26 protein-coding genes and 1 pseudogene are annotated in these 26,258 nt (G+C 69.6%); 16 read left to right on the top strand and 11 right to left on the bottom strand.

Annotation, left to right across the window (positions count from 1 at the left end; genetic code table 11):
• Positions 1-27: 27 nt before the first annotated feature.
• On the bottom strand, positions 28-1,602 hold the full coding sequence (locus OIE53_RS11305) for an FAD-binding oxidoreductase (RefSeq protein WP_327027154.1): 1,575 nt from the start codon (positions 1,600-1,602) through the stop codon (positions 28-30).
• A 31-nt stretch (positions 1,603-1,633) separates the two neighbouring features.
• Positions 1,634-2,071, bottom strand: coding sequence for an organic hydroperoxide resistance protein (locus OIE53_RS11300; protein WP_327026564.1), 438 nt, complete (start codon positions 2,069-2,071; stop codon positions 1,634-1,636).
• A gap of 200 nt (positions 2,072-2,271) precedes the next feature.
• Between OIE53_RS11300 and metK the strand changes: the two genes are divergently transcribed.
• From metK to OIE53_RS28440, 3 genes and pseudogenes are all read left to right on the top strand, one after another.
• Entirely contained in the window at positions 2,272-3,459 is a 1,188-nt protein-coding gene (gene metK, locus OIE53_RS11295) for a methionine adenosyltransferase (RefSeq protein ID WP_327026563.1), read from the top strand.
• Positions 3,456-4,445: a carbohydrate kinase family protein gene (locus tag OIE53_RS11290; protein WP_327026562.1), complete on the top strand. Its 990-nt coding sequence runs from the start codon at positions 3,456-3,458 to the stop codon at positions 4,443-4,445. Before metK ends, OIE53_RS11290 begins: the two co-directional genes overlap by 4 nt.
• 20 nt (positions 4,446-4,465) lie before the next feature.
• A pseudogene (locus tag OIE53_RS28440) lies at positions 4,466-4,657 on the top strand (hypothetical protein); the annotation flags it as partial.
• Between the two features lie 11 nt (positions 4,658-4,668).
• On the opposite strand, the gene OIE53_RS11285 reads toward OIE53_RS28440, so the two are convergent.
• Complete coding sequence (locus OIE53_RS11285; RefSeq protein ID WP_327026561.1) at positions 4,669-5,589, bottom strand: RNA polymerase subunit sigma-70; 921 nt, start codon at positions 5,587-5,589, stop codon at positions 4,669-4,671.
• A gap of 136 nt (positions 5,590-5,725) precedes the next feature.
• Between OIE53_RS11285 and OIE53_RS11280 the strand changes: the two genes are divergently transcribed.
• Complete coding sequence (locus OIE53_RS11280) at positions 5,726-6,433, top strand: DUF899 family protein (protein WP_327026560.1); 708 nt, start codon at positions 5,726-5,728, stop codon at positions 6,431-6,433.
• Positions 6,434-6,741: 308 nt separating this feature from the next.
• The gene (gdhA, locus tag OIE53_RS11275) at positions 6,742-8,085 is read left to right on the top strand and encodes an NADP-specific glutamate dehydrogenase (protein ID WP_327026559.1); all 1,344 of its coding nucleotides are present in this window, start codon (positions 6,742-6,744) and stop codon (positions 8,083-8,085) included.
• 105 nt (positions 8,086-8,190) lie between these two features.
• Here the strand turns inward: gdhA and OIE53_RS11270 are convergent, their stop codons facing one another.
• Both OIE53_RS11270 and OIE53_RS11265 read right to left on the bottom strand, forming a co-directional pair.
• On the bottom strand, positions 8,191-9,105 hold the full coding sequence (locus OIE53_RS11270) for an aminoglycoside phosphotransferase family protein (protein WP_327026558.1): 915 nt from the start codon (positions 9,103-9,105) through the stop codon (positions 8,191-8,193).
• A 58-nt stretch (positions 9,106-9,163) separates the two neighbouring features.
• The gene (locus OIE53_RS11265; protein ID WP_327026557.1) at positions 9,164-9,643 is read right to left on the bottom strand and encodes a hypothetical protein; all 480 of its coding nucleotides are present in this window, start codon (positions 9,641-9,643) and stop codon (positions 9,164-9,166) included.
• Positions 9,644-9,751: 108 nt separating this feature from the next.
• Between OIE53_RS11265 and OIE53_RS11260 the strand changes: the two genes are divergently transcribed.
• Positions 9,752-9,907 carry a hypothetical protein gene (locus OIE53_RS11260; protein ID WP_327026556.1) on the top strand — a complete coding sequence of 52 codons (156 nt, stop codon included), beginning with the start codon at positions 9,752-9,754 and terminating at the stop codon, positions 9,905-9,907.
• A gap of 38 nt (positions 9,908-9,945) precedes the next feature.
• Here OIE53_RS11260 and OIE53_RS11255 read toward each other — a convergent pair whose 3' ends face one another.
• The gene (locus OIE53_RS11255; RefSeq protein ID WP_327026555.1) at positions 9,946-11,379 is read right to left on the bottom strand and encodes a class I adenylate-forming enzyme family protein; all 1,434 of its coding nucleotides are present in this window, start codon (positions 11,377-11,379) and stop codon (positions 9,946-9,948) included.
• Positions 11,369-12,916 carry an NAD(P)-binding domain-containing protein gene (locus tag OIE53_RS11250; RefSeq protein WP_327026554.1) on the bottom strand — a complete coding sequence of 516 codons (1,548 nt, stop codon included), beginning with the start codon at positions 12,914-12,916 and terminating at the stop codon, positions 11,369-11,371. Before OIE53_RS11250 ends, OIE53_RS11255 begins: the two co-directional genes overlap by 11 nt.
• A gap of 63 nt (positions 12,917-12,979) precedes the next feature.
• On the opposite strand from OIE53_RS11250, the gene OIE53_RS11245 reads away from it, so the two are divergent.
• Genes OIE53_RS11245 through OIE53_RS11215 form a run of 7 tightly spaced genes read left to right on the top strand, consistent with a single transcriptional unit; the run spans position 12,980 to position 21,732 of the window.
• Positions 12,980-14,467: an HAL/PAL/TAL family ammonia-lyase gene (locus tag OIE53_RS11245; RefSeq protein WP_327026553.1), complete on the top strand. Its 1,488-nt coding sequence runs from the start codon at positions 12,980-12,982 to the stop codon at positions 14,465-14,467.
• Between the two features lie 12 nt (positions 14,468-14,479).
• Entirely contained in the window at positions 14,480-16,045 is a 1,566-nt protein-coding gene (locus OIE53_RS11240) for an NAD(P)-binding domain-containing protein (RefSeq protein WP_327026552.1), read from the top strand.
• 1 nt (position 16,046) lies between these two features.
• On the top strand, positions 16,047-17,108 hold the full coding sequence (locus OIE53_RS11235) for an alpha-hydroxy acid oxidase (RefSeq protein ID WP_327026551.1): 1,062 nt from the start codon (positions 16,047-16,049) through the stop codon (positions 17,106-17,108).
• Positions 17,105-18,445 (top strand): cytochrome P450, encoded by a 1,341-nt coding sequence (locus OIE53_RS11230; RefSeq protein ID WP_327026550.1) that lies wholly within the window; start codon positions 17,105-17,107, stop codon positions 18,443-18,445. Before OIE53_RS11235 ends, OIE53_RS11230 begins: the two co-directional genes overlap by 4 nt.
• Complete coding sequence (locus tag OIE53_RS11225) at positions 18,442-19,710, top strand: cation:proton antiporter (protein WP_327026549.1); 1,269 nt, start codon at positions 18,442-18,444, stop codon at positions 19,708-19,710. The genes OIE53_RS11230 and OIE53_RS11225 overlap by 4 nt, the downstream gene beginning before the upstream one ends.
• A gap of 52 nt (positions 19,711-19,762) precedes the next feature.
• Positions 19,763-20,434, top strand: coding sequence for a response regulator transcription factor (locus OIE53_RS11220; RefSeq protein WP_327026548.1), 672 nt, complete (start codon positions 19,763-19,765; stop codon positions 20,432-20,434).
• Positions 20,434-21,732 (top strand): sensor histidine kinase, encoded by a 1,299-nt coding sequence (locus OIE53_RS11215; protein WP_327026547.1) that lies wholly within the window; start codon positions 20,434-20,436, stop codon positions 21,730-21,732. Before OIE53_RS11220 ends, OIE53_RS11215 begins: the two co-directional genes overlap by 1 nt.
• On the opposite strand, the gene OIE53_RS11210 is transcribed toward OIE53_RS11215, so the two are convergent.
• Genes OIE53_RS11210 through OIE53_RS11200 form a run of 3 tightly spaced genes read right to left on the bottom strand, consistent with a single transcriptional unit; the run spans position 21,724 to position 24,063 of the window.
• Positions 21,724-22,131: a squamosa promoter-binding protein 15 gene (locus OIE53_RS11210; RefSeq protein WP_327026546.1), complete on the bottom strand. Its 408-nt coding sequence runs from the start codon at positions 22,129-22,131 to the stop codon at positions 21,724-21,726. The genes OIE53_RS11215 and OIE53_RS11210 overlap by 9 nt on opposite strands.
• A 37-nt stretch (positions 22,132-22,168) precedes the next feature.
• Positions 22,169-22,855 (bottom strand): response regulator transcription factor, encoded by a 687-nt coding sequence (locus tag OIE53_RS11205; protein ID WP_327026545.1) that lies wholly within the window; start codon positions 22,853-22,855, stop codon positions 22,169-22,171.
• A complete protein-coding gene (locus OIE53_RS11200) occupies positions 22,852-24,063 on the bottom strand; it encodes a sensor histidine kinase (RefSeq protein WP_327026544.1) in 1,212 nt (403 codons plus the stop codon). The genes OIE53_RS11205 and OIE53_RS11200 overlap by 4 nt, the downstream gene beginning before the upstream one ends.
• A gap of 192 nt (positions 24,064-24,255) precedes the next feature.
• On the opposite strand from OIE53_RS11200, the gene OIE53_RS11195 reads away from it, so the two are divergent.
• The gene (locus OIE53_RS11195) at positions 24,256-24,708 is read left to right on the top strand and encodes a DUF6223 family protein (RefSeq protein ID WP_327026543.1); all 453 of its coding nucleotides are present in this window, start codon (positions 24,256-24,258) and stop codon (positions 24,706-24,708) included.
• A gap of 29 nt (positions 24,709-24,737) precedes the next feature.
• Here the strand turns inward: OIE53_RS11195 and OIE53_RS11190 are convergent, their stop codons facing one another.
• Positions 24,738-25,418, bottom strand: a complete 681-nt coding sequence (locus OIE53_RS11190) for a hypothetical protein (RefSeq protein ID WP_327026542.1) — start codon at positions 25,416-25,418, stop codon at positions 24,738-24,740.
• On the opposite strand from OIE53_RS11190, the gene OIE53_RS11185 reads away from it, so the two are divergent.
• Both OIE53_RS11185 and OIE53_RS11180 read left to right on the top strand, forming a co-directional pair.
• On the top strand, positions 25,396-25,785 hold the full coding sequence (locus tag OIE53_RS11185; protein ID WP_327026541.1) for a DUF5753 domain-containing protein: 390 nt from the start codon (positions 25,396-25,398) through the stop codon (positions 25,783-25,785). The genes OIE53_RS11190 and OIE53_RS11185 overlap by 23 nt on opposite strands.
• A complete protein-coding gene (locus tag OIE53_RS11180; RefSeq protein ID WP_327026540.1) occupies positions 25,782-25,985 on the top strand; it encodes a DUF397 domain-containing protein in 204 nt (67 codons plus the stop codon). The genes OIE53_RS11185 and OIE53_RS11180 overlap by 4 nt, the downstream gene beginning before the upstream one ends.
• Positions 25,986-26,258 lie beyond the last annotated feature (273 nt).

Genomic DNA, 26,258 nt, shown 5'->3' with positions numbered 1-26,258 from the left:
GTCCCTCGCTGAGTGATTGAGGCCGCGTCATGCCGGCCGGACGGACAGCAGGTGCCGGAAGACGCCGCGGGGATCCCACCGTGCCTTCACCTGCTGCAGGCGCGGGTAGTTTTCGCGGTAGTAGAGCGCGTGCCAAGGAGTGCCGGAGGTGTTCCAGACCGGATCCGCGAGGTCCGCGTCCAGGTAGTTGACGAACGTTCCGCTGTAGGCCGGGCCCGGGACCGGCACCCCACCCGTGTCGGCGTGTACGTCGCGGTAGAGGCCGCGGATCCAGGAGAGGTGGTGCTCGTCCTCCTCCGGCAGCGACCAGGCAGTCTCGAAGAACGAGCTGAACGCCGCGTCGCGATGGACCATCGCGGTGGCGTTCGCCGGCACCGCGTTGATCTGCCCTCCGAAGGTGCTGAGGTAGGCGCCGGAAGGGTAGTGCTCGGCGCCGCCCTGCTGCAGGTACCGGTGCACCACAGCGATCTGCTGGTCTGTCCAGGGCCGGCGCAGCAGCGCCGACTTCGACTTGATCCGGTACCCGCTGAGCCCCGGATAAAGCGAGGTGGTGGCCCGCAGCCAAGGCCACGTGAAGACCTGTGTGGCCGGGGTCGCGGGCACCCCCGCGCCGATGGCGGCGATGTACCCGGCCATCAGCTGCTCGGCGCCCGGCTGCTCCTCATCGAGCTGGACATCCAGCCGGATCTCGCCCGCTGCCCTGTGCAGGAGGCTCAGCCCGGCGTGCAGGTCCGCGCCGGGATGCTCGCGATGCCAGGTCGTGTAGTTGTGAATGAGCCGGGCGAACGCCGCCTCGTCGATGTCCGCCCACTGCCACGAGACGCTGGCCTGGCGCAGGGTCACCGGAGGCTTCGGCAGCAGGCGTGCGGGATCACTGCCCCGCGCCTGCGGTGAACGGAACCAGTAGCGGCTGACGATGCCGAAGTTACCGCCACCGCCACCGGTGTGAGCCCACCACAGATCGCGGTGCGGGTCGTCCGGTTCGCGCGTCGCCACCACTTTCCGCGCCTGGCCCGAGCGGTCGACCACGACCACCTCGACGGCGTAGAGGTGGTCTACGACGGAGCCGTACCGGTGTGACAGGGCGCCGTAACCGCCGCCGACAACGTGGCCTCCCGCGCCCACGGTCGGGCAGGTCCCCCCGGGCAGAGTCACCCCCCAGCCGAGGAACAGCTTCCGGTAGATCTGGCCCAGGGTCGCGCCCGCTTCGACGACGAACGCCCGCCGCACGGGGTCGAACGAGACCTCGTTCATCTCCGACAGATCGATGACCATCCGAACGTCCGGGGCGTCCGGGATGTTCTCGAAGCAGTGCCCGCCACTGCGGACCGCCAGACGTTTCCCGGTCCGTACGGCGTCGGTGACGGCCCGCACGATCTGATCGGCCGAGCCGACCAGGCGAACCTCGTCCGGGCGGCCCACGAAGCGTCCGTTGTACGCACGGGTCGTCAGCTCCTGGTATCGCGGGTCCCGGGTCCGGACCGTCACCGGCCCGAACGACGGCGCGCACCCGCCGGCCGCAGCCGACCCGGGCTGCCATAACCCACCGACAGCCATCCCACCGGCCGCCGCTGAGGCGCTGAGGAACCCGCGGCGTGTCACTTCGTTCACAGGCGTACCCGATTCTTGACTGTCACAGTGATTGGTGGTCGTGCTCGATGAGGACGAGGTCGACGTCGACGTTGCCCTGGATCGCGCGGGAGTAGGGGCAACCACGGTGCGCGGCGGCGACGATCCGTTCCGCCACGGCACGGGCTACGCCCGGCAGATCGACTCGGAGGGCGACGGTCAGGCCGAAGCCTGGCCCCTGACGGCCGATGCCGACCCGGGCGGTCACCGAGGAGCCGTACGGCTCTATACGCTCCGAGCGAGCGGACCAGAGCACCGCGTTGTGGAAGCAGGCCGCGTATCCCGCGGCGAAGAGCTGCTCGGGATTGACGGCCAGCCCACCAGAGCCGCCCATCCTCACCGGGAGTTCCAGCCGCTCGTGCAGGACGCCGTCCGAGGTGCGGACCTCGCCTTCCCTGCCGGCCCCGGTCGCGGTGGCTTCGGCGGTGTACAGAATCTCCATGCCAGGCCCCCTGCGGTGGTGGTCGCGGCCAGCAGGCACCGGCACACGGCCGTCTCGGTAACGACGTCGCGGATCGTCCCGAACGCTAAAGAGCGGTCCTAGAAGACCGCTCGACGTCCGCTACCGGGCGCCCCTGGGGCTCCATCGTTGCTCGAGCGGTGCGAGTGATGATGCCTGCAGGACTGAAGCGAGGAGAAGCCATGGGACGTCTGTTCACCTCCGAGTCGGTCACGGAAGGCCACCCGGACAAGATCGCCGACCAGATCAGCGATGGCATTCTCGACGCCCTGCTGGCGCAGGACCCCCGTAGCCGCGTCGCGGTGGAGACCCTGATCACGACCGGCCAGGTTCACGTGGCCGGTGAGGTGACCACCAAGGCGTACGCGGACATTCCGAGCATCGTGCGCGAGACGATCCTGGCCATCGGTTACGACTCGTCCAAGAAGGGCTTCGACGGCGTCTCGTGCGGCGTCAGCGTCTCGATCGGCTCGCAGTCGCCCGACATCGCCCAGGGCGTGGACAATGCGGTCGAGCTGCGCGAGGGCAACTCCGAGCATGCGCTCGACGCCCAGGGTGCCGGCGACCAGGGCATGATGTTCGGCTTCGCCTGCTCGGAGACCCCGGAGCTGATGCCGTTGCCGATCGCGCTGGCGCACCGGCTGGCCTGGAGGCTGTCGACCGCGCGTAAGGACGGCACGATTCCGTACCTGCGGCCGGACGGCAAGACCCAGGTCACCATCGAGTACGACGGGCTGCGGCCCGTGCGGCTCGACACGGTGGTGGTGTCCTCGCAGCACGCCGCTGGTGTCTCACTTGAGGCGCTGCTGACTCCCGACGTGCGCGACTACGTGATCCATCCGGTGCTGGAAGGTCTGAATCTCGACACTGCGGACTACCGGCTGCTGGTCAACCCGACCGGTCGTTTCGAGATCGGTGGCCCGATGGGTGATGCCGGCCTGACCGGTCGGAAGATCATCGTCGACACCTACGGCGGGTACGCCCGGCACGGCGGTGGCGCCTTCTCCGGCAAGGACCCCTCGAAGGTCGACCGCTCAGCGGCGTACGCGATGCGTTGGGTGGCGAAGAACGTGGTCGCGGCGGGGTTGGCGGAGCGGTGTGAAACGCAGGTTGCGTATGCGATCGGTAAGGCGCACCCGGTGTCGTTGTTCGTGGAGACGTTCGGTACGGAGCACGTACCGGTGGAGCGGATCGAGAAGGCCATCCACGAGGTGTTCGATCTGCGTCCGGCGGCGATCATCCGGGATCTGGACCTGCTGCGTCCGATCTATCAGCAGACCGCGGCGTACGGCCACTTCGGCCGCGAACTGCCGGAGCTGCTGTGGGAGAACACCGACCGCGCCCAGGACCTCAAGAACGCGGCCGGATGACCGCCGTGTCCCGCGTCGTCGTGACCGGCTCCATCGCCACCGATCACCTGATGAGCTTCCCGGGTCGCTTCGCCGACCAGCTCATCGCGGACCAACTCCACACGGTGTCACTCTCCTTCCTCGTCGACGAGCTGACCGTACGGCGCGGCGGGGTGGCCGCCAATATCGCGTACGGATTGGGCCTGCTCGGCCTGCGCCCCGAACTGGTCGGCGCGGTTGGCCCGGACTTCGCCGACTACCGCCAGTGGCTGGAACGGCACGGCGTGGACTGCGGCTCAGTGCTGGTCAGTGAGAGCGCGTACACAGCCCGGTTCGTCTGTACCACCGACGATGATCTGTGCCAGATCGCCTCCTTCTACCCTGGCGCGATGACCGAGGCGGCCGCGATCGATCTCCGCGCGGTGCTCGGCGCTGCCCCGGTCGCCCTAGTCCTCGTCGGCCCGGACGACCCAGTCGCCATGCGCCGCCACGCCAGTGCCTGCCGCGACCGGGGCGTCCCGTTCATCGCCGATCCCTCGCAGCAACTCGCCACCATGAGCGGCACGGACATCGCCGAGTTCCTGACCGGGGCGGCCTACCTGATCACCAATGAGTACGAATACGAACTCCTGAGAACCAAGCTGGACATCGAGGAGGCCGACCTCGACGGGATGGGCGGCGTGGTGGTGACGACCCGCGGCGCTGACGGTGTGCTGATACGGGCAGCCGGCGCTCAGGCACACGTTCCGGCCGCCTCGGTGGCGGGGGTGGTTGACCCGACCGGTGGCGGGGACGCGTTCCGGGCCGGATTTGCCGCGGGCGTCGTGCGTGGACTGCCAAGCCAGACGGCCGCGGCGTTGGGGTGCCAGCTCGCGGCGTACGCGATCACCGAACCGGGCGGCCAAGAGTACGCCCTGACGGCCTCTACCCTGTGCCGCGACCTCGCCCTGACATACGGCGAAGCGGTGGCCGAGGCAGTGAGCCGAACGTTGAATGCCCAGCCGTGATCGCCGGTGGGTACCGGCGGCCGCTACACATCCTCGTGACCGTGGCCGGCTCCCCCTGGAGCATCGAGGAGCTGTTCCAGACCGGCAGAGGCCAGAGATCGGCCGTGGCGCTACCGCCAGAGCACACCCTGCGCTGGTCAATCTGGCGACGAACATTCCAAGCCTGCGCCCGACGATTCCACTACCAGCGCAGACTCGGCCACTCAGCTTGAGACCTACTCGTCTAGGGCTCGAGCGTGGCGGGCATGCCGAAGGCGGCGACGTGACGGGCACCGATGAAGGCGTTGCTCGCTACGATCTTCCCGTTCTCGATCCGGAGTACGTCGACGACCAGCGCCTCGTAGTGTGGGCTGCCGGGTCGGCGGAGGTAGTTGATCAGTGCCGGGCGCCCGTTGGCCGAGGTGGGGAACGTACGCCAGTCGAGCGGTCGGGCGAGGAACTCCGCGGCCGCGTCGATCCCGACGACCGGCGGCTCGGGCGGCATCGTGATCCGTACGTCCTCGGCGAGCAGTGCCCGGAACGTCTCCGGGTCCTTCGCGTTGGCGTAGCGGCGCAGGATCTCCTCGTCCTCACTGGTGAGCTGCGGGCGGCGCCAGTCCTTCGGGTCCGACGGAGCGTGCCGCCGGAGGGTGTGGCGGGCCCGCTGGAGGAGGCTGTTGACGGCCGCTACGGCGGTGTCGAGCGCGGCGGCGATCTCCTGCGGCGTCCAGCCGTGGACGTCGCGCAGCACGAAGGCCGCCCGCTGCCGCGGCGGCAGGTACATGAGCGCTGCGATCACGGCCAGCTCGACGGTCTCCCGGGCGGCGAGACCGGTCTGCGGATCGTCGGCCAGCAGGGCGTCGGGATAGGGACCGAGCTCGGTGGACCACTCCAGCGGATCACCGTACGGTACCGTCCGGTGACCGGCCGCCTTGCGGCTGTCGAGGAAGACGTTCGTGGCGATCCGGTAGAACCAGGTGCGCGCCGACGCCCGGCCCTCGAAGCGGTCGCGAGCCCGCCAGGCACGCAGGAAGGTCTCCTGCACCAGGTCGTCCGCGTCGGGGACGTTCCCGGCGAGGCGGTAGCAGTGCACATGTAGCTCACGCCGGTGCTCGTCGAAGGCGCGCTGAAGCCAGACCGCCTGCTCATCAGGCGAGTCGGACATGTGATTTCCCCGGGGCTGAGTGGTCCGCACGACCGTACTGACGACCGCGGGCCCATCCGTCATCGGTCACCGATGACGATCGCCGACTCGGTCGTCTGTACCTGTGACCGATTCCCACTGCACGAGGGAGACAGCCATGACGGCAACCCCCGCGTCCAGCGCCGCCGCGCCCCGGGTCGTCGACCGGGAGACCTGGCTGCGCGAGCGCGACGAACTGCTGGCCCGGGAGAAGGCCCATACCCGCGAAGGAGACGCGATCGCAGCCGCTCGTCGTCAACTGCCGATGACCTTGATGCCGACGGTGACGGTGCGGGGCCCTGGCGGGGACACCCCGCTGGTGGAGGTGTTCGAGGGCCGCCGGATGCTCATCGCCTACTTCCACATGTGGCACGACGGCAAACCGTACGAGCAGCAGTGTGAGGGGTGCACCTTCTCGACCTGTCACATGCAGACGCTGGACTATCTGCACGCTCGGGACGTCACCTACGCCGTGTTCTGCGAGGGTCCCTACGACGAGAGTGCCCCGTTCGCGGAGTTCATGGGCTACCGGTTCCCCTGGTATTCGGCGAAAGACTCCGACCCGGCACTGGCCGACGGTCGTGGCTCCGGGTTCATCGCGTGCTACCTGCGCGACGGCGACAAGGTCTACGAGACCTACTGGACCACCGGGCGGGGCGTCGAGGCGTTGATGACCACCTACCACGCCCTGGACCTCACGGTGTACGGCCGGCAGGAGAACTGGGAAAACTCCCCTGAAGACTGGCCGCGGGTCACCGGGCACCCCTGGCGTCTCAACGGCCGCCCCACCGCGCAATGGTCACGCCCCGGCGTCACACCGCGATGACGTCCTGATGATCGAGGTGATCATGCTCGGGTCGGCCGCGGTGTCAGCCTGCTGCTGCGTCGTGCCGGGCGCTTCCCGCACATGATGTCGCGGGGTATTCGGTGGTCCAGTGTCTCGATCGTCCGGCGGACCTGCTGGTCGGGTGCTGTTCTACATGCCAGGATGCAGGGGCATGCGCGTCGCTGTGGATCTCGACGCCCATATGCTGTCACCGAGACCAGGGCCTACGACGTGTGGACGACTGCCGCGCTGGCCCGTTCGATGTCTTTGGCGCGAAATTCGTATATGAAGCATGCCTGGAGGGCTATTTGTGGACGCATGAGAAGTTCGAGGCCGTTCTGACCGGTGTGATCCGACGCAACCCCGGCGAGGAGGAGTTCCACCAAGCGGTCCGCGAGGTGCTGGACAGCATTCGTCCAGCGCTCGTCCGGCACCCGGAGTACGCCAAGGCGAAGATCATCGAGCGGATCTGCGAACCGGAGCGGCAGGTGATCTTCCGGGTGCCGTGGGAGGACGACCGTGGCGAGGTGCACGTCAACCGCGGGTTCCGGGTGGAGTACAACAGTGCCCTGGGCCCGTACAAGGGTGGCCTGCGGTTCCATCCGTCGGTGTATCTGGGCATCGTGAAGTTCCTCGGCTTCGAGCAGATCTTCAAGAATGCTTTGACCGGTATGCCGATCGGTGGGGGCAAGGGCGGCGCGGACTTCGATCCCAAGGGTCGCTCGGATCGCGAGGTGATGCGCTTCTGCCAGAGCTTCATGACCGAGCTGTACCGGCACATCGGCGAGTACACCGACGTGCCGGCCGGTGACATCGGGGTGGGCGCACGCGAGATCGGTTACCTGTTCGGCCAGTACAAGCGCGTCACCAACCGGTACGAGTCCGGGGTGCTGACCGGCAAGGGGCTCGCGTACGGCGGCGCCCAGGTGCGTCGGGAGGCCACCGGGTACGGCTGCGTGTTCTTCGCCGAGGAGATGTTGCGGGCCGCCGGAGGCGGGCTCGACGGCAAGCGGGTGGTGGTCTCCGGCTCCGGCAATGTGGCGATCTACGCCATCGAGAAGGTCCAGCAGCTCGGTGGTGTGGCGGTGGCGTGCGCGGACTCCTCCGGTTACGTGGTGGACGAGAAGGGCATCGACGTCGAGGTGCTCAAGCAGATCAAGGAGGTGCAGCGCGGCCGGATCAGCGACTACGCCGAGGTTCGACAACACGCGACCTTCGTCCCCGGGCGCAGGGTGTGGGAGGTGCCCTGCGAGGTCGCCCTACCCTGCGCCACGCAGAACGAGGTAAGTGGCGCGGACGCCGCCGCCCTTGTCGCTAACGGCTGCATCGCGGTGGTGGAGGGCGCGAACATGCCGACGACGCCCGACGGCATCCGGGTCTTCACCGAGGCCGGAGTACGTTTCGCCCCGGGCAAGGCCGCCAATGCCGGCGGCGTGGCCGCCAGCGCCTTGGAGATGCAGCAGAATGCCAGCCGCGACTCCTGGACGTTCAGCTACTCCGAGCAGCGGCTCCAGCAGATCATGCAGGACATCCACGCCCGCTGCTTTGAGACCGCGGAGGAGTACGGGATGCCCGGCAACTACATGGCCGGGGCGAACATCAACGGCTTCCTCCGGGTCGCCGAAGCCATGCTCGTTCAGGGACTCATCTGACTGTTCGGATCCGCAGCCAGGGCCGTAGCCGCCGGCGCTGCGGGGGTGCTGTGTGCGCGGTCTGCACCTCCGGTGGGGTGGGGAGAACCTGCACCGGCGCTCGGGTCAGCGCCCTGGCGTCGCGTACTCGGAGACGATGTCGTCGATGACGCGGTGGGCCGCTGCGGTCACGGCCCGGTCGTCGTGCAGTGCGCCGGCGTACGCGATCAGGGTCTTCCACAGGGCCCAGGCCCGTCCGCGGGCCCAGGTCGCCGCATCGACATCGAGCCGGGCGCGGAAGGCCTCGCGGCTCGGACCGGACAGCAGGGTCCAGGCGATCGCCGCATCGCAGGCCGGGTCGCCCACCCCGCAGGTGCCGAAGTCGATGACGGCGGCGAGCGCGCCGTTGAGGATCAAAAGGTTGCCCGGGGCCACGTCGCCGTGGAACCACACCGGTCGGCCGTCCCAGGTCGCCGTGAGTGCCGACTGCCAGATCTCGGTGATGATGTCGCGGGGTATCCGGTGGTCCAGTTTCTCGACCGCCCGGCGGACCTGAGGGTCGTAGACGCGCAGCGGCCCGCCACGAAACCAGTTGTGAAGTCCGGGCTGCGGCCCCCTGGTCGGATCGACGCGGCGCAGCGCGACGAGGAACGCGGCCAGATCTTTCGCGAACCCGGTCAGGTCGCCGATGCTGTCGAGGTTGGCGGGTTCCCCGTCGATCCACTCGTAGACCGACCAGTCGAAGCGGTACCCGTGGGCGGGGACTCCGCGCGTCACCGGCCTGGGCACCGGCAGCGGCAGTTGCGGCGCGAGCACCGGCAGCCATCGGTGTTCCTTGTCGACCGCCAGGGCGTACTCCTGGGCGGTGGGCAGTCGTACCGACAGTCGCTCACCCAACCGGAAGGTCTGGTTGTCCCAGCCGCGCGGCACTGGCCGAACGGGCAGATCGGCCCACTGCGGGAACTGGCTCGCCACCAGCCGCCGTACCAGCGCCGCGTCAACGAGGCGGCGAACCGGCACGGGTACGGCGTCGGCGATCACGCCCTCAACCTCGCAAAACGCGCCATCGGTGGCAACCGATTTAGCGTGTGCGGCCACCTCACCACCACAGCGACTCCGCCGGGTCTTCCGCGACCTCGAGCATCTCCACGGCCGTGAAGAGGCTTTCGACGAAGTCGTGGGGTGGGAGGAGCAGATGCGCGCCGGGGAACAACGCCTCGATCAACATCTCCTTCCCCAGTTCCACGAGGATGTCCTGCGCGATGTCCAGGGTCTGGGCCACAACTGGGTGCCGGTCCGCTATCTCCGCAGGATCGGAGGGGGAGAGGTTGGGGTCGTTCCGGAAGGTGACGAGGGCATCCAGCATCAGAGTGCGGTGGTGCTCTTCCGTGATCGCACGGGCGACGATGTCGGCGATGTCTTCGCGGATGTCCTGGGCAGCCTTCTTCTTCGCCGGTTCATCGAGTTCGTCGAAGGCGTCGAGTTTCCTTCTGAGAGAGCGCCCCTCGGGGCTGTCCTCGACCAGGTCCAGTGCAGCCTGGCGGAGCGGAAATTCCTCGGGTTCATGGCCGCGGCGCATTCACCCAGTCTGGCGGCCACTGGCAAGGATCTGGAGACGGCAGATGTTGTTCGGGCGCCACCGAGATCGTGGTCGACGGTGTTGCCGGGGGTGCGCCACGATGGCCGGGTGGAGAGGGAATGGCTTGGTGACAGGCGTGACGTGTTGCCGGTGGCTTTCACCGGGCCCGCCGATGCCGGGTTCCGGGTGGCCATGCACCGGCTCGTCGCCGCGCCGGTGCCCGCGCGGCGGCTGTCGCAGGCACGCTTGTTCACTTTCGTCTGACCGGACGTGAGCAGGTCGAGGCGACAGTCGGAGAACGGTCACCTGAGCGTCATGCGTGCCAGGGCGCGCTTGTCCGGCTTACCGCTGGGTCCCAACGGGACTCGATCGATCGACTGGATCGTCTGCGGAGCCGACGGCTCTCCCAGGGCCGCCGCCACCAGGGCGCGCAGCCGTCCGGCGTCCGGTGTGTGACCGGCGGCCGGCACCACGTAGGCGTGTACCGCTTCTCCGGTGGCGTCATCGGGACGGCCGACGACGTAGGCCTCGGCGACCGTGGGGTCAGCGGCGAGCACTCGTTCGATGGGGCCGGCGTACACCAGGTTGGCGTGCACGATGATGACCTCCCGGGTCCGGCCGAGCAGGTGCAGGTAGCCGTCGCTGTCCAGTCGGGCCAGGTCACGGGTGCGCACCCAGCCGTCGACGAAGACCTCGGCGGTTTCGACCGGGTCCGTCCAGTAGGCGGTGGCCTGGGCGGGTGTCCGCACGAAGAGTTCTCCCTCGGCGGCGGGTTGGCCGTCGGGGTCCCGGATGGACAGTTCGGTGACCGGGGGTGGGCGGCCGACCGAGGCGAGTGCGGCGGGGGAGGCCAGCATCTCGGTCGGCGTCACCATCGTGATCATGCCGGTTTCGGTCTGGCCGTAGCCGTGGAAGATCACCGGGCCGAGTACCTCGAGGGCCTCGGCGAGTCGGCCCGGTGCCAGTGGGGAGCCGGAGACCACCAGGGCCCGCAGGCTGCTCAGGTCGACCGGATCGGTGCGCTGGTCGTGCACGAGTTGGTACAGCTTGCCCACGGTGATCACGCTCGCGGTCGCCCGATGTCGGGCGATCATGCCGGGGAAACCGGGGGGCCGGGCCGCGACCAGGGTGCCGCCCGCGGCCAGGGTGAGGATGGCGTACTCCAGCATCACCTGGCTGCTGAGCGAACCGAAGACCAGATACCGCGCCAGGCGGGGGGCCAGGTCGGCGATCGGCGGGGGCCACCGGTCCGGGTACGGTGCCCAGGCCGCGCTCATCGCCGCGTACGTCTGGGCGCAGCCCTTGGGGTTGCCGGTGCTGCCGCTGGTCCAGACGATCCGGGCGATCTCGTGGGGGTGTCCGGCGGCGATCAGCGGAGTTCCGTCGTCGGGGGCGCGGGCCAGGGTGGCGACCCGGGCGTCGTCGACCAGCAGGGTGTTCTCGCCGAGGTGCCAGGCGTGGTGGGCCGGTGTCAGGTCGGGGCGGATCCCGGAGACCCGGGCGCCGACCGCGAAGGCAGCGATGGTCGCCGCGAAGGCCTCCGCGGTGACGCCGAGCCGCAGGGCCACCCCGACGCCGGGGCCGGCCCCGGCGGCCCGCAGCCCGGCGGCGATGCGACGGACCAGACGGTGCATCTGGGCCGCGGTGACGGTCCGGTCGCCGTCTTCGAAGACCGGCCGGTCGTCACCGACGGCGAGCAGGTCCAACACCGGCTGCGGCCAGACCTCAACCGGCATCGGAGAGTACGCCTTTGATGAAGAGCACCAGCGGCTGGTGGTGCACCTCCGGCAGGTTCCAGTGGTTCTCGAGGTTCTCCGCCAGGTGGTGCACTGCGACGATCTTGCCGTCGCGGTGGACCCGTACGACCGGGTGCAGGTAGCTGGCGTCGTGGGCGTGCGCGGCGTCGTTCTCGGCGATCCGGGGCACGGTGATGTCGAAGGGGTCGACCTGGTCATGGTCCGGTCCGTACTCCAGGGTGATCACGAACGCGAAGGGTTGCGGACCCAGGCCGCCGTCGTGCAGGTACCCGACCGGTACCTCCTCGTGATAGCGCGCGGTGTTCTCGTCGGAGATGACGACGACATCGCCGAGGACGGCGAACTGCTGCCACAGCGCGGAGGTGCGGTTGATCCGGGCGATGACCGCGTCGGCGATCGCCTCCGGGGTGGCCTCCAGGGTCGCGGCCGGCCAGGGGGTGTCGTGGTGGCGGGCGTGGAGAATCCGGTGCAGGGCCCGCACCCCGTACCGGAAGCCGTGGATGAATCCGCTGGTGGAGCGCTTGAAGTCGCGTTGCTGGGTTAGGGTGCCGGCGAAGTACAGGCCGGGTACGTTGACCGCCTCGTACGCCGAGGTCTGCTCGGGGAAGCGGTCGTTGATGACCAGCCGTGGCCGGGCGGAGGGGTCGAAGATGCCGGCGTCGAAGCGGAATCCGGTGCAGAGAATGACCCGGTCGTAGTCGATCTGCCGGATCGCCTCGACGCTGCGGGCGTACCGGAAGTCGATCCGGTAGCCGCCGTCGTCGCGTCGGGCGATCCGCTCGACGGTGCCGTCGAGGACCGCGTTCTGCGACTTGAGCTGGTACGTGTCGAGGAAGTTGTTGTTGACCGCCCGCAGGTGCCCGACGTAGTGCGACTGCCACGCCAGCTTGATCGAGTGTGGACCGGCGACATGGATGACCGCGGCCGTCTCGATGAGGGCGTCGGCGGTCTCGAAGGCCGAGTTGCCCTTGCCGATGATGAGGACCCGCTGGTTGGTGAAGTCCTCCGGGTCGACGCTGACGGTGTCGTACCGTTCGGCGAGCTCGGCGCCCTCGATCGGCGGGACGTACAGCTGGGACACGCCGGTGGCGACGACCACCCGGCGGGCGGTGAGGGTGTCGTCCCCGGCATCGACGGTGAACAGGTCGCCGTCGCGCGCGATCCGGGTGACCCGGGTGTCGTACCTGACCGGCAGGTCGCGGGCGAAGTCGGCCAGGTAGCGCACCAGGTCCGCGGCGTCCGGGAAGTACCGCCCGCTGTAGTTCTTGAACAGCAGGGCCGGATCGTCGCTGAGTAGCGAGTTCCAGTCGGCGCGCAGGTTGAACTCCGGATCGTCGGAACCGGTCCAGACCTTGTTGATGGAGATGAGTTGTCGGTGCCGGGGATAGGTGGTGAAGAAGGTGCCCGGTGCCGGGCCGGCCTCCAGGACCAGATGGTCACGGCCGTCGCGCTCGAGCAGGTGAGCGAGCTGTAGCCCGGCCGGTCCGGCTCCAATGATCAGGTAATCGAGCGTCATGCGGCGCAATTTAGCGATCCGATTTCAGAGGGTTCTGAGAATTCGTCTCTAGGGTGCGTTCGCATGACGACAAAGGTGGACCTCGCGGTCCCGCTGCGGATCGCCGATCTGCGCGCCGCCCGCGACCCCATCACCATCGTGGTCGGGCCGCACCTTCGGGACCGGGTCGCGGCCGGCCGTACCTTCCTGTCCGAGGTGCTCGGCGACGACCGCGCGGTGTACGGCGCCACGACCGGTTTCGGTGCCCTGGTGGGGTACGCGGGCCGCGTCGACCTGCGGGACCAGGCCGACAACACCCTCGCCCACCTCGGTGCCGGTCAGGGCCCGGAACTGGATGCCGAGGTGGTCCGGGCGACCCTGCTGCTGCGGGCCGGGTCGCTGGCCCGGGGCGCGTCGGGGGTGTCCCCGCACGTCATCGACGCGCTGGCGGCGATGCTGGCGACCACCTTCGTGCCCGCGGTGCCCCGGCTGGGTTCGGTCGGGGCCAGCGGTGACCTGATCCCGCTCGGGGCGGCCGCCCAGGCGTTACGGGGTCGGGGTCACGCCTATCTGGACGGGGTACGGCTGCCCGCGGCCGAGGCGCTCGCCCGGGCCGGTCTGGAACCGCTGCCGCTGGACGGCAGGGACGCCTTGGCCCTGGTCAACGGCACCTCCCTGACCACGGCGGCGACGGCACTCGCGCTGGAGGAGGTCCGCGCCGCGCACCGGGGGGTTCAGGTGCTCACCTGCCTGCTGGCCGACCTGCTGGGCAGTGACCCGCAGTTTCTCGATGCCCGGCTGCTGCAGGCGTACGGCCATCCGGGGGCGATCGGGGTGGGCGTCCACATGCGGCGGGTCAGTGCGGGGCTGGTGCCGTCCGGCAGACGCCCACTTCAGGAGCCGTACAGCATCCGCTGTTCACCGCAGCTGCTCGGCGCGGCCGAGGACGCCCTGCGCTACGTCGACTCGGTCATCGCGGCCGACCTAGTCGGGGTCACCGACAATCCCTTGTTCTTTCCCGACGAGGATCTCGTCGTACACGGCGGGAACTTCTTCGGACAGCCGGCGGCGTTCGCCGCCGACCTGCTGTCGATGGTCGTGGCCCAGGTGGGCAACCTGGCCGAACGGCAACTGGATCTGCTGGTCGACCCGAACCGCAACGGTGGTCTGCCGCCGATGCTGGCCGCCGGTCCGGGACAGCAGCACGGGCTTCAGGGCGTGCAACTGGCGGCGACCGCTCTGATCGCCGAGATCCGCCGGGACGTCATGCCCGCGAGCATGCAGAGCCTGCCGACCAACCTGCACAACCAGGATGTCATTCCGCTCGGCACCCAGGCCGCGTTACGGGCGCTGGACCAGGCCCGGCTGCTGCACCTCATCGTCGGGTCGCTGGCGGTGGGGCTGCGCCAGGCCGCACACGTCGGTGCGCGTACGCCGACCGCGTCCGGTTGCGCCGAGATCCTGGCCGCGCTGGCTACGGCCGTACCGGTGATCGATCCGGACCGGCCGTTGAGCGATGACGTGCGGCGCGCCGCCGAGGTCGTCGCGGATTTCTCCGTTCGTCTTTCCTGAGGGGTGGGTGCAATGACGCTCGACTACCTGATCGTCGGGGCCGGGCCGGCCGGCCTGCAACTGGCCGCTCTGCTGGAGGCCGATGGCAGGGGTGACTATCTGGTCCTGGAACAGGCGGAGATCCCCGGGGCCTTCTTCGCCACCTTTCCCCGCCACCGGCAACTGATCTCCATCAACAAGCCGCACACCGGCTCGGAGGACCCCGAGCTCAACCTGCGGCTGGACTGGAACTCGCTGCTCAGCGACGACCCGGCGCTGCGGTTCACCAGCTACACCGAACGGTACTTCCCGGACGCCGAGGTGATGGTCCGCTATCTGGCGGACTTCGCCGCGAAGACGGGGGTGCGGGTTCGGTACAACTCCCGGGTGACCTCGGTCCGCAAGACCGACGCAGTGTTCGAGGTCCGGGCGGGGGAGGAGGTCTTCCGGGCGCGCCGGCTCATCGTCGCCACCGGGGTCTCCCAGCCGTACCGGCCGCCGATTCCCGGGCTGGAACTGGCCGAACAGTACGCGGAGATGTCCGTGGACCCGCGCGACTATCTGGACCAGAAGGTGCTGATCATCGGCAAGGGGAACTCCGCCTTCGAGACCGCGGACAACCTGATGGAGACCACCACCCTGATCCACATCGCCGGACCCAGTTCGATCCGGATGGCCTGGCGGACCCACTACGTCGGGCACCTGCGGGCGGTGAACAACAACTTCCTGGACACGTACCAGCTGAAGTCGGCCAACGCGATCCTGGACGGCGACATCAAACGCATCGAGCGCGACGGCGCCGGCTTCAAGGTGACCTTCTCGTTCTCCCGCGCGGACGAGGTGGTCAAGGAGCTGTTCTACGACCGGGTGCTGGCCTGCACCGGGTTCGCCTTCGACGCCTCGATCTTCGACGACACCTGCCGCCCGGCACTAGCGATCAGGGACCGCTTTCCGGCGCAGACCCCGCAGTGGGAATCGGTGAACGTGCCCGGCCTCTATTTCGCCGGCACCATCACCCAGGAGCGGGACTTCAAACGCTCCACCAGCGGGTTCATCCACGGTTTCCGGTACGCCGTGCGGGCCCTGCACCGGGTTCTCCACGCCCGCCACCATGACACCCCGTGGCCGGCGGAGAAGCTGGACGCCACCCCTGAGCTGATCGCGGACGCCATCATCGGGCGGGTCAACCGCACCTCCGCCCTGTGGCAGCAGTTCGGCTTCCTCGCCGATGTGGTGACCGTGGCCGGATCCGACGCGCGCTACCACGAGGAGGTGCCGGTCGAATACGTCACCCACACCGGCCTGCGCACCGCCGACCACGACTACCCGCACGCCTTCGTCGTCACGCTGGAGTACGGCCCAGAGCATGACCAGGTGGATCCGTTCGACGTCACCGTCAGCCGGGTCGCGCAGGATGTCGTCGGCCAGGCCCACGACGCCGCGTACCTGCATCCGGTCGTCCGCCACCACCGGGCGGGTCAGGTCGTCGCCACCCACCACCTGGCGGAGAACCTGGAGAACCGGTGGGACCGGCCGGAGGTTCACGTCGCGCCGCTGGTCGCCTTCCTCGACCGCTGCCTGAGCAGTGTCGAGGGTTGAGATGCCGCTGCTGGAGGGCGCAGCGCTGAACCTGGCCGAGTTGGCCGATGACGCGCGGCGTCGCCTGGACCCGGTGCACTGGGACTTCTTCGCCGGTGGGGCCGAGCAGGAGCGTACGGTCCGCGCCAACGAGGCGGCCTTCGCCCGGCGCTGTGTGGTGCCCCGCGTCCTGCGCGGGGTGGGCCGCCGGGACCTGCGGATCTCGCTGCTCGGCAGTCGGATCTCCATGCCGGTGCTGATCGCGCCGACCGCCTTCCACCGGCTGGCCCACCCCGCAGGCGAGGTGGCCACCGCACACGCCGCCGCCGAGGCCGGCACGATCATGGTGGTCAGCATGGCGGCCACCCGGCCGGTCGAGGAGATCGCCGCCGCCGGCGGGCCGCTGTGGTTCCAGCTCTACCCGCAGCCGGACCTCGACTTCACCGCCGCCGTGGTGCGGCGGGCGGAGGCCGCCGGCTGCACCGCCCTGGTCGTCACGGTCGACTCGCCCGTGTTCGGTCGGCGGGATCGCGACCTGCGGCACCGTTTCCTCGACCTGCCGCCCGGGTTGACCTGCGAGAACATGCGCGACGCCAGCGGCCGGGTGCGCGACATCGAGATGGACGCCGGGCTGGACTGGGCACGGATCGGCTGGCTGCGCGAGGTCACCGCGCTGCCGATCCTGCTGAAGGGAGTGCTGCATCCCGCGGATGCGGCCCTGGCCGTCTCGCACGGCGTCGACGGTGTGCTGGTCTCCAACCACGGGGGCCGGCAACTCGACGGGACCCTGGCCACCCTGGACGCCTTGCCCGCAGTCGTCGAGGCCGTGGCGGGGCGGCTGCCGGTGCTGCTCGACGGCGGCATCCGTCGGGGCACCGACATCCTGGTGGCGCTGGCGCTCGGCGCGACCGCCGTACTGATCGGCCGCCCGGTGCTCTGGGGGCTGGCGGTGGGCGGCGCCGCCGGGGTACGCCACGTGCTGGACCTGCTCCACGCCGACCTGGACCGGGCTCTGGCGCTGGTCGGTGCCAGCGGGCCAGCTGACCTGAGCAGTGACCTGGTCGCCACGGTGGCATGCCGATGAGCGCCCGGACCGCCCTGACTCTCCTGGCCGGGATCGGTGGGGCCTGGACGATCCCGTACTGGCTGCCCCCCACGGTGGTCCGGCTGCGGGAGTGGGTGTTCGTCACAGTCAACGGCGGCGAAGGCGTTGCCGTGCCGGGCCCCACCGTCGGCATGGAGCATTTCGAGCGGGTGTACTCGGATCCGGCGGCGGACGGCCGCAGCCGGGGGGCCGGGTTGTCGGACCTGTTCTGGTACTGGCTGGCCCCCGGACCCCACATGCACCAGGAGCATCTGGAGCCGGGCGAGCGCTACCGCACCGTGGCCGCCACCACCCGGCGGGTGCTAGCCGTACGCCGTCAGCGCTGCGACGACCTGGCGACCGCCGCCACCCGGCGGGTGCTCGACCGGTTACCGACCGACCGGATCAGCCACGTACGGCTGCGTGATCTGATGATGCCGGTCTGGGCCGAGGTCTACTACGAACTCGTCTTCGGCGAGAGATGTCCCCCGCACGCCCGGGCGTTGATCGTGGCCAACGCCGCCGATGTGGCCAGTGCACTGAAGTGCACCAGCCTGCGGCACATGCGGCGACGCGACCGGCTGACCAGGTATCTGCACGACCGGATCCAGGCCGGCACCTGCCCGGTGACCCTGCCGCCGCCGTTCACCGCCCAGGAAACGGCCTGGTACCTGCACGGTGCCTTCTTCACCACGGCGGTCGTGCAGATGTCCGAGGCGATGGCCCATGTGCTGCTGGCCCTGGCCACCCATCCCGAGATCCAGCGGGGACTCGACGATGACGACGCCCTGGACCGGGTGATCGACGAGACCCTGCGGGTGCATCCGCTCTTCGGCATCGCGCACCGGATCACCTCGGCACCGATCACCCTGCCCACCGGGGTGTCGCTGCCCGCCGGAACGGTACTGCTCTTCAACTACCTGGCGTTCCACCGGGGCGGAGCCGCCGGCGACGACCGATTCGACCCCGACCGGTGGCTGACGCTCAAGCGCGGCGAGGTGCATTTCATCCCGTACGGGGTCACCGCCAACCGGGCCTGTCCGGCCCGTGGTGTCGCGCCGGTGATGATGCGCGCCGCGACCCGCGAGGTGCTGCGCCGGCACGTCCTGGCCTCCTCGGCCGCACACACCCGGTCGCTGCCCAGCCGGGGTCCGGCTTATCTGACCCCGGTCGGATTCCCCGGGCCGGGGTGGCTTCGGCTGGCCGCCATGCGGCAGCGGGACCGGTGGGCCGACGTGGGTCGCAGTGTCCGGCAACTGGCGTTCGGCACCTGGATGGTCGTCGACGCCCGACGGAAGCGGTTGTGCACCACCTACTTCGAGGAGGCGGTCCGATGACCCCAACGGAGCTGGCGCCACGGTTCTTCATCGCGGTCACCGTGATCCTGATCTTCTGCAAAGGGGTCGCCTGGCTGCTCGGCAAGGCGGGCCAACCCGCCGTGGTCAGCGAGATGCTGGCCGGGGTACTACTCGGCCCGTCGCTGCTCGGGCTGGTCCTGCCGGAGGTGCAGAACGCCCTGTTCCCGGCCCCCCTGCTGCCGATCCTCTATGTCGTGGGCCAGGTCGGCCTGGTGCTGTTCATGTTCCAGGCCGGGTACGCGTTCAGCACCCACCGGGTCACCGGGCTCGCCGGCACCGCCGGGGTGATCTCACTGGCCGGGGTCACCGCGCCGCTGCTGCTGGGGGTGCTGCTGGTCCTGGTGACAGCCGACGCCGTGCCGATCCGGGCCGACGGCACCTCCCTCGGGGTCTCGGCCGCGTTCGTCGGGGTCGCCCTGGCCATCACCGCCTTCCCGATGCTGGCCCGGATCATCACCGAACGCGGGGACGCCGGCACCCGGCACGGCACCCTCTCCCTGGCCAGTGGCGCGATCGACGACATGGTCGCCTGGATCATGCTGGCCGTCGTGCTGGCCTTCGCCTCCGGCCGGGCCGGTCCCGCGATCGTCACCGCCGGCGGAGCGCTGATCTTCGGACTGCTGCTCTGGCTAGGCGGGCGTGGGGTCGCCACCGCGCTGATGACCCACCGCGGCCTCAACGACCGGGCCCGGCTGCTCGGCACGGTCGCCCTGCTCTTCCTGGTCGCCTGGTACACCGATGAGATCGGGCTGTACGCGGTCTTCGGCGCCTTCGCGGTCGGCGTGGTGATGCCCCGCACCGAGAACACCGACAGGGTGGTGGACACCCTGACCCCGGTCGCGGCGACCCTGTTCCTGCCGCTGTTCTTCACCTACTCCGGTTTGCGTACGGAGTTCGGGCTGCTCTCCTCCCTGCCGGTGCTGCTCTTCACGGTGGCCTGCGTGACGGCGGCGATCGTCGGCAAGTTCGGTGCCTGCTGGGCGGCGGCCCGGCTCCGCCGGGAGCCCTCGGGTGTCGCGCTGCGGGTCGGCGCGCTGATGAACGCCCGCGGCCTGATGCAGCTCATTGCGCTGAACGTCGGGCTGGAGGCGGGCATCGTGAACCCGGCCCTGTTCACCGTGCTGGTCCTAGTCGCGCTGGTCACCACCCTGATGACGACCCCGACCCTGAGCTGGATCGAACGCCGGGAGGCGCGACGACCCGGTACCGCACGTACGCCTGCCCTGATAAATTCAAATAGTTGATAAGACAAGTATCGTTCACTGCATCGACGTAGATCTATGCAATCGTGAACGAATGCAGGGCATAGAGTCGAACCGGCTGCTGCTGGTCGAGGACGACGAGGAACTCGCGGAGTTACTCACCGAGACACTGGGCCACGAAGGCCACCACGTCGACCGGGCCTCCGACGGCCAGCGCGGGCTGCATCTCGGGCTGACCCGTACCTACGACGTGATGCTCATCGACCGGATGCTGCCCGCCCTCGACGGTCTCGACCTGATCGCCCGGCTACGGGCCCGGGCGATCCCGGCCCGGACCCTGATGCTCACCGCGCTCGGCACGGTCGACGACCGGATCACCGGACTGGACGCGGGCGCCGACGACTACCTGGTCAAACCCTTCGACCTCGACGAACTGAGCGCCCGGGTCCGGGCCCTGTGTCGGCGTACCCCCGAGTCGACCGAGGTGCTCCGCATCGGCGCCGGGCTACTCGACCTGGTGTCGCGCGAGGTCGTACTGGCCGACCGTACCCGGGTGGCGTTGTCCGCCCGCGAGTTCGAGCTGCTGCGGGTACTGGCGGCCCGGCCGAACACCGTACATCCACGGGCCACGCTACGCCGCCGGGTCTTCGCCGAGACCGCCTCGGCGTCGATCGTGGACACCTACATCTACTACCTCCGACGCAAACTCGGCCGGGCGGTGGTCCGCACCGTGCACGGCTTCGGCTACCGCCTGGGAACCCTGTGATGGAGGCGGCCGAACAGACGATCGTCCGACGGGCCCGATTACGCATCGGCCTGCTCATCGGCCTGGTCATCGGTGCCCTGCTGCTGCTGGCCGGCGGCATCTCGTACGCCGTCCTGGTCCGTAGCCAGGAGGCGCAGATCCAACGTGAGCTTGAGTGGGGCACGGAACACGGCACGATCGCCGGCCCACCCGCCTGTAGTTGGATCTTCCAGTACGACGGCACCACCGTGCGCACCGGCACCAACCCGCCGCCCCCGGGCTTCCCCCTCAGCGGCGCGCTGAAAACCGTGGCGGCCACCCGCACCACCGAGGTCACCACGGTCACGCGCAACGACACGACCTACCACGTACGCACCGAGGCCCGAGGCGACACAGTGGTCCAGGCGGTCTTCGACGCCCGGTTCCAACTGTCCGACCGCTGGCACCTGCTGCTCGCCTTCAGCCTGGCGGCCACGGTCGGGCTGCTCGCCGCCGTGCTGACCGGTGTGCTCGTCGGCCGTCGAGCCGTCGCACCACTGGCGGAGGCCCTGACCCGCCAACGCCGCTTCGTCGCGGACGCCAGCCACGAACTGCGAACCCCGATCGCCCAGGTGCACACCCGAGCCCAGTTGATCGCCCAACGGGCCCGCTACGACGGCGCCGCCACCAACCTGGAGGATCTGGAACGACTCATCGGCACCACCCGGCGACTCGGCGAGATCGTCGACGACCTGCTGCTCTCCGCCCGGCTGGCCGCCGCTCCCACCAACCGGGCACCAGATCCGCCGGTCGATCTCACCTCGCTGGTCGCCACCACGGTCGCCGCCGAGACCGAACGCGCCGCCGAACGCCAGGTCACCCTCACCCTGGACACCCCCGACGGCCCACTGCCGGTGCCCGGTGTCGAGTCGGCCCTGCGTCGGGTCGTCAGCGAACTGCTGGCCAACGCCCTGGCCCACACCCCCGCCGGAGGCCGCATCGACGTGACCCTGCGGGCCGCCGAGAACTGCGCCGAGATCGTGATCGCCGACACCGGGGAAGGGTTCGACCAGGCGGACGCCCGACGGATCTTCGACCGCTTCCACCGCGGCCCGGGCTCCGGAGACCGCCGCTTCGGCCTGGGACTGGCCCTGCTCCAGGAGGTCGTCACCAGCCACCACGGCGGAATCGAGGCCGAGGGCCATCCGGGCCGGGGAGCCCGCTTCACGGTACGCCTCCCCACCACGCAAACACCGATCACCAGAGGTGGATCCGCACGGCTCGAGAACGCTCTGCTGCGCCTACGCTGCCGAAGCGGCTGTTCTCGGGATCTACGCTAGGGAGGGCCAGAACTCGTCGTCCTCCTCGTTCGGCGACGAAGGGGCGTACTGGCGCAGAACGCCCTCGCGAATCATCCAGACGCGGAAGTAGAACTCCTCCTGGTCCATCACGAACAGCTGCACGGCATTGGGGTTGCGCCAGGCTACGGAACCGAAATGCTCCACAACAGCAGTGAGGTCGGCGTGGTTCAGCGCGCCGGCGAACACCTGACATTCGGGGTTCTTGTGTCCGCCCCACTGTTTGTCCATACCGGTGATGAGGCGCAGGCTGCCACAGCCGCCCTGCCCCATGCCTGGCTCACGACAGGGGCATTCGTTGTCGAGCCAGTCGCTGAACGCCTCCGCGTTGAGGCGGTCCTCCAGACCTACCGACAGCATCACGTTGGCGACCCAGCTCACCGCACCCTCCGATCCACGCCCGGCCGCTGATACGCGGTCACATGTCGGGGCTGACCAGCCCGGTCTGATAGGCGATGACAACCAGCTGCGCCCGGTCACGGGCACCCAGCTTCGCCATCGCACGGCTGACATGGGTGCGCGCGGTCGCCGGGCTGAGGAACAACTCGCCGCCGATCTCGTCGTTGTTCAGACCTCGCCCCACCAGCGCCAGCACCTCCCGCTCCCGGTCGGTGAGCACCGCGAGCCGCGCCCGACCCGAGTCGGCCGCCGTTCGTCGTGCCGTGAACTGGCCGATGAGGCGTCGGGTGATCCGTGGCGCGAGCAGCGCCTCCCCTGCGGCGATGACCCGGATGGCATGCAGGAGCTCGGCCGGTCCGGCGTCCTTGAGCAGAAAGCCGCTGGCCCCGGCCTGCAGCGCGTCGAAGACGTTGGCGTCGGTGTCGTAGGTGGTGAGAATGAGGATCCGCACCCGCTCCAGCCCGCGCATCCGGGTGATCTGGGCCGTGGCCTGGATGCCGTCCAGCTTCGGCATCCGGATGTCCATCACGAGGACGTCCGGTCGGGCGCTGCGAGCACCCTCCAACGCTTCGGCACCGTTTGTTGCTTCACCGACCACGGTGATGTCGTCCTCCAGGTCGAGCAACAGCTTGAACCCGGCTCGCACCAGCTTCTCGTCGTCGGCGAGCAGCACCCTGATCTGCGCCTGCCCGGCTGCCGTGTTCACCGGCGTGACCCCTCCGGTGCCAGGGGCAGCCGGGCCCGGACCTCGAAACCTCCGCGCGGCGTCGGCTCGGCGTCGAGCTCCCCGCCGAGCAGCTGACAACGCTCACGCATGCCCACGATTCCCCGACCGGGCTCGGCCGACGTGTCCATACCGTTGCCGGCGGGGGATGGGGTGCGGCGGCCCTCGTCGGTGACTCGGATCTCCAAGACGTCGACCCCGGGGTTCAACACGACCGTCACCCGGGTCGGGCCGACGTGACGGACCACATTGGTGAGCGCCTCCTGAATGATGCGGTAGGCGGCGCTGCCCACCGCGGTCGGCAACGACGAGGCGGGCGAGGCCGCCTCGAGCGTGACGTCGAGTCCGGCCGCACGCGCCTTGGCCGCAAGCTCGTCGACCTGCTCCAGACCGGCCTGCGGCACGCGACCGTCGTGGTCATCACGCAGTACACCGAGAATGGTCCGCATCTCCCGCAGTGCCCGGGCACTGGTCAGCTCGATGGCCCGCAACGCCTCCCGGGCCTGCTCCGGTCTCTTGTCCAACACGTGCGCGGTGACCCCGGACTGGACGTTGATGATGGCGATGGCGTGCGCGACGGTGTCGTGCACCTCCCGGGCGATCCGGAGCCGTTCGGCGTCGACCCGCGCCCGCGCTGCCTCCTCACGGCTGCGTTCGGCCAGTTCCGCACGCCGCTGGGCGTCGGCGGCGATGACCCGTCGAGACCGGACGGATTCGCCGAGGGCCGCGCTCATCACCGACGCGCCGATGCGGAAGAACACCCAACCGATGGCCGCCCGCGGCTCGATGTCCGCCGCCGCGACCAACCACCCCACGGCGAGCACCGTGATACCCACACCAGCGATCACCAGTGACCGACGCCCGTCACCGTAGGCGGCGAGGGTGTACAGGGCGACGAACAACCCCAGCCAACCGGGCGCGTCCGGGAAGTCGAGACCGTAGTACACCAAGCTGGCGAGCGCGGCGGTCACGAACACCGCGACCGGCCACCGGCGGCGGACGACCAGGACCAGGCCACTGACCACCAGCAGCGCGTACCCGAGGTTCCCGACGTCGGTGAGCGGCCGCAGGGCGCCCTCGACGGCGACCTTGGCGACCGTGCCCTGCACCTGCATCACGGTGACGAAGAGCGCGAGCACCACGTCGTACGTCACCACGCGCAGGGGCCACGACCCGGCTCGGTGTTCCATTCCGTGAACCTACCGCTCCGAGGCATCGACAACGCTCCGTCCAGGTGCGCGACCGCCTACGACGACAGGCGTGGCGACACCGGGCTCGGCTACGCCCGACTGTGTAGACGCTGCCGTCCGCCGCCGGAGGCGATCACCGGGGCACCGACGCGACGATCATCGCCATCAGGGTCGGCGAAGAGGGGAGAAGAAATGAAGTCTTCAGGAATCCGACGGGTGCTGACGGTCGGTGCTGCCGTCCTGGTCGGAGGCATCGCCCTTGTCGTACTGCTGGGCGGGACCGGGCTCGGCGGACCGGCAGCCGCCGACGGACCAGGGGCCGCACTCGATGCGTACGGCCTGACCACCGGGCGGCTCGTGGGCCTCGTGGGAGCACTGGCGGCGCTGGCCGGTGTCGTCGTCGGTGGGCTGACCCTGGCCCGCCCCCGCAGTCCCATCGGCACCGGCACCGGCCGTACCGGGGCCACCATCGCCCTGGCGGCAGGGCTGATCGGCGTGATCCTCGGTGGATACGTGGTGGCCGCCGCCGAGGGCGGGCCCGGCACCGGCTACGGAATTGTCGGGGGCGTCGTAGCCCTGGTGGTGGGGCTGACCAGCCTGGCCCTCGGTGGGCTGGCCGTGGCCCGCTCCCGACACCCTCGCTGACCGGACACCCCGAGGCTTGACGCGTCGGATCAGCGGGTCAGGCCGACGACCGTGGCCAGTCGGGCCACGTCCGCTGCCGCCGGTCCGCCCCGAATGATCTCGGTGAGCAGGGTACGACCGACCGGGCGGCTGCGGACCTCGGCGGGCGCGGTGCGGTCGGCGTCGAGCAGCGCACGCCCGGCCCGACTGGGTCGGCCGGTATCGAGGTAGGCGCGGGTGGCGTCGACCAGGTGGGCGGCCCGGTGCTCGGGCGGCAGGCGTCGCCAGCCGTCGCTGCGGATGACGTGTTCGTGGCGCAGGATCGCCTCGGCGGTGTCGCCGAGGCGGTGGGCGGCCAGGGATCTGGCCGTCTGGACGGCAGCCGCCCCGAAGCCGGTGTGGTGCGGGTCGGTGTCGCCGGTGTGACGATCGGCGAGGGCGGCGGCATGGTCGAGCAGATCGTGGGCGTTGCGACGGTCGCCGTGTTCGGCGGCGGCCAGTCCGGCCTGGAGGTGGAGAGTGCCGCGTACGGTGTCGTCGTCTGCGGGGTCCGCCGCTGCCAGGGCGGCGGTGAGCGCCAGATGGTGATGGCCGAGAGCACGCAGCGCCTGGGCGACCGCGATGGTCGCGGCGGCGGTACGGGTGGGATCGTCGTCGGCGGCGACGGCCCGGTCGGCGGCGAGCCAGGCAAGGTCGGGGTGGTCGAGCTTGGAAAGGCAGAAGCTGCTCACCGAGGAGAAGCTGCGTCTGGTTGCGGTGATCGATGAGGCGGTGCTGCGTCGGCAGATCGGTGGACCCGACGTGATGCGAGATCAACTCTCGGCGCTGCTCGACGCGCAGAAGCGATGGAATGTGAGCATCCAGGTCGACCCCTTCCGAGAGGGGGCTTACGCCTCAATGGTGTCGAGCCTCCACATCCTCAGTTTCGACGAGGGGCCAGCGGTGGTGTACATCGAGGGCTTGACCGGCGACCTCTACGCTGAAGGTGAGGACGTTGACAGGTGTGCGCGGGTGTTCGGCAGTCTTCGAGCAGCAGCCCTGTCGCCTACGGCCTCGACCGCGATGATCAAGGGGATTCGGGACGAGGGGACGCCATGAAGGCGCTCGACAACCAGTGGCGAACCAGCAGTCGCAGCGGCGGCAACGGCGCATGCGTTGAGGCCCGGTACGCAGACCACGCTGCGCAGGTCCGCGACAGCAAAGACCAGCAGGGATCGGTGCTCATGTTCAGCGCCGGTCAGTGGATCGGATTTATTGAAGGCATCAAGGCCGGCGCATTCGGCAGCGGAGAGCGGTGAGCGCCTCCGCCAGGGGGAATTCTTGCCTGGACGGCAGCTTAGGGTAGCGCCGGCGATGCGGCCGTCCGGCCGATGTCCACGCGGGGCCGAAGCGGCTTTCGGCTGCCCCCTCTAGGCGTGGAGCTGCTGCGCGAGCTGGGCAGCCTTATCGAGCCGGCGAAGCATATTGCTCTCCCTGCCGAGGGAAGTCGCCCCACGTCATGACCTATTGTCCTAGGACGGTTTGCCAGGTGTCCTCTCCGTGACATAGCAATCCGGAGGCAGTGGCGTAGG

The sequence above is a fragment of the Micromonospora sp. NBC_01739 genome (assembly GCF_035920385.1).
Classification (GTDB): Bacteria; Actinomycetota; Actinomycetes; order Mycobacteriales; family Micromonosporaceae; genus Micromonospora.
This window is presented reverse-complemented; position numbering and strand designations above follow the sequence as displayed.

What these genes read in the sequence shown, in the direction of transcription:
- OIE53_RS11300 (WP_327026564.1), bottom strand. Translation starts at nt 2,071, where the DNA reads ATGGAGATTCTGTACACCGCCGAAGCCACCGCGACCGGGGCCGGCAGG.
- metK (WP_327026563.1), top strand. Translation starts at nt 2,272, where the DNA reads ATGGGACGTCTGTTCACCTCCGAGTCGGTCACGGAAGGCCACCCGGAC.
- OIE53_RS11290 (WP_327026562.1), top strand. Translation starts at nt 3,456, where the DNA reads ATGACCGCCGTGTCCCGCGTCGTCGTGACCGGCTCCATCGCCACCGAT.
- OIE53_RS11285 (WP_327026561.1), bottom strand. Translation starts at nt 5,589, where the DNA reads ATGTCCGACTCGCCTGATGAGCAGGCGGTCTGGCTTCAGCGCGCCTTC.
- OIE53_RS11280 (WP_327026560.1), top strand. Translation starts at nt 5,726, where the DNA reads ATGACGGCAACCCCCGCGTCCAGCGCCGCCGCGCCCCGGGTCGTCGAC.
- OIE53_RS11265 (WP_327026557.1), bottom strand. Translation starts at nt 9,643, where the DNA reads ATGCGCCGCGGCCATGAACCCGAGGAATTTCCGCTCCGCCAGGCTGCA.
- OIE53_RS11255 (WP_327026555.1), bottom strand. Translation starts at nt 11,379, where the DNA reads ATGCCGGTTGAGGTCTGGCCGCAGCCGGTGTTGGACCTGCTCGCCGTC.
- OIE53_RS11250 (WP_327026554.1), bottom strand. Translation starts at nt 12,916, where the DNA reads ATGACGCTCGATTACCTGATCATTGGAGCCGGACCGGCCGGGCTACAG.
- OIE53_RS11245 (WP_327026553.1), top strand. Translation starts at nt 12,980, where the DNA reads ATGACGACAAAGGTGGACCTCGCGGTCCCGCTGCGGATCGCCGATCTG.
- OIE53_RS11240 (WP_327026552.1), top strand. Translation starts at nt 14,480, where the DNA reads ATGACGCTCGACTACCTGATCGTCGGGGCCGGGCCGGCCGGCCTGCAA.
- OIE53_RS11235 (WP_327026551.1), top strand. Translation starts at nt 16,047, where the DNA reads ATGCCGCTGCTGGAGGGCGCAGCGCTGAACCTGGCCGAGTTGGCCGAT.
- OIE53_RS11230 (WP_327026550.1), top strand. Translation starts at nt 17,105, where the DNA reads ATGAGCGCCCGGACCGCCCTGACTCTCCTGGCCGGGATCGGTGGGGCC.
- OIE53_RS11225 (WP_327026549.1), top strand. Translation starts at nt 18,442, where the DNA reads ATGACCCCAACGGAGCTGGCGCCACGGTTCTTCATCGCGGTCACCGTG.
- OIE53_RS11220 (WP_327026548.1), top strand. Translation starts at nt 19,763, where the DNA reads ATGCAGGGCATAGAGTCGAACCGGCTGCTGCTGGTCGAGGACGACGAG.
- OIE53_RS11215 (WP_327026547.1), top strand. Translation starts at nt 20,434, where the DNA reads ATGGAGGCGGCCGAACAGACGATCGTCCGACGGGCCCGATTACGCATC.
- OIE53_RS11200 (WP_327026544.1), bottom strand. Translation starts at nt 24,063, where the DNA reads ATGGAACACCGAGCCGGGTCGTGGCCCCTGCGCGTGGTGACGTACGAC.
- OIE53_RS11195 (WP_327026543.1), top strand. Translation starts at nt 24,256, where the DNA reads ATGAAGTCTTCAGGAATCCGACGGGTGCTGACGGTCGGTGCTGCCGTC.
- OIE53_RS11180 (WP_327026540.1), top strand. Translation starts at nt 25,782, where the DNA reads ATGAAGGCGCTCGACAACCAGTGGCGAACCAGCAGTCGCAGCGGCGGC.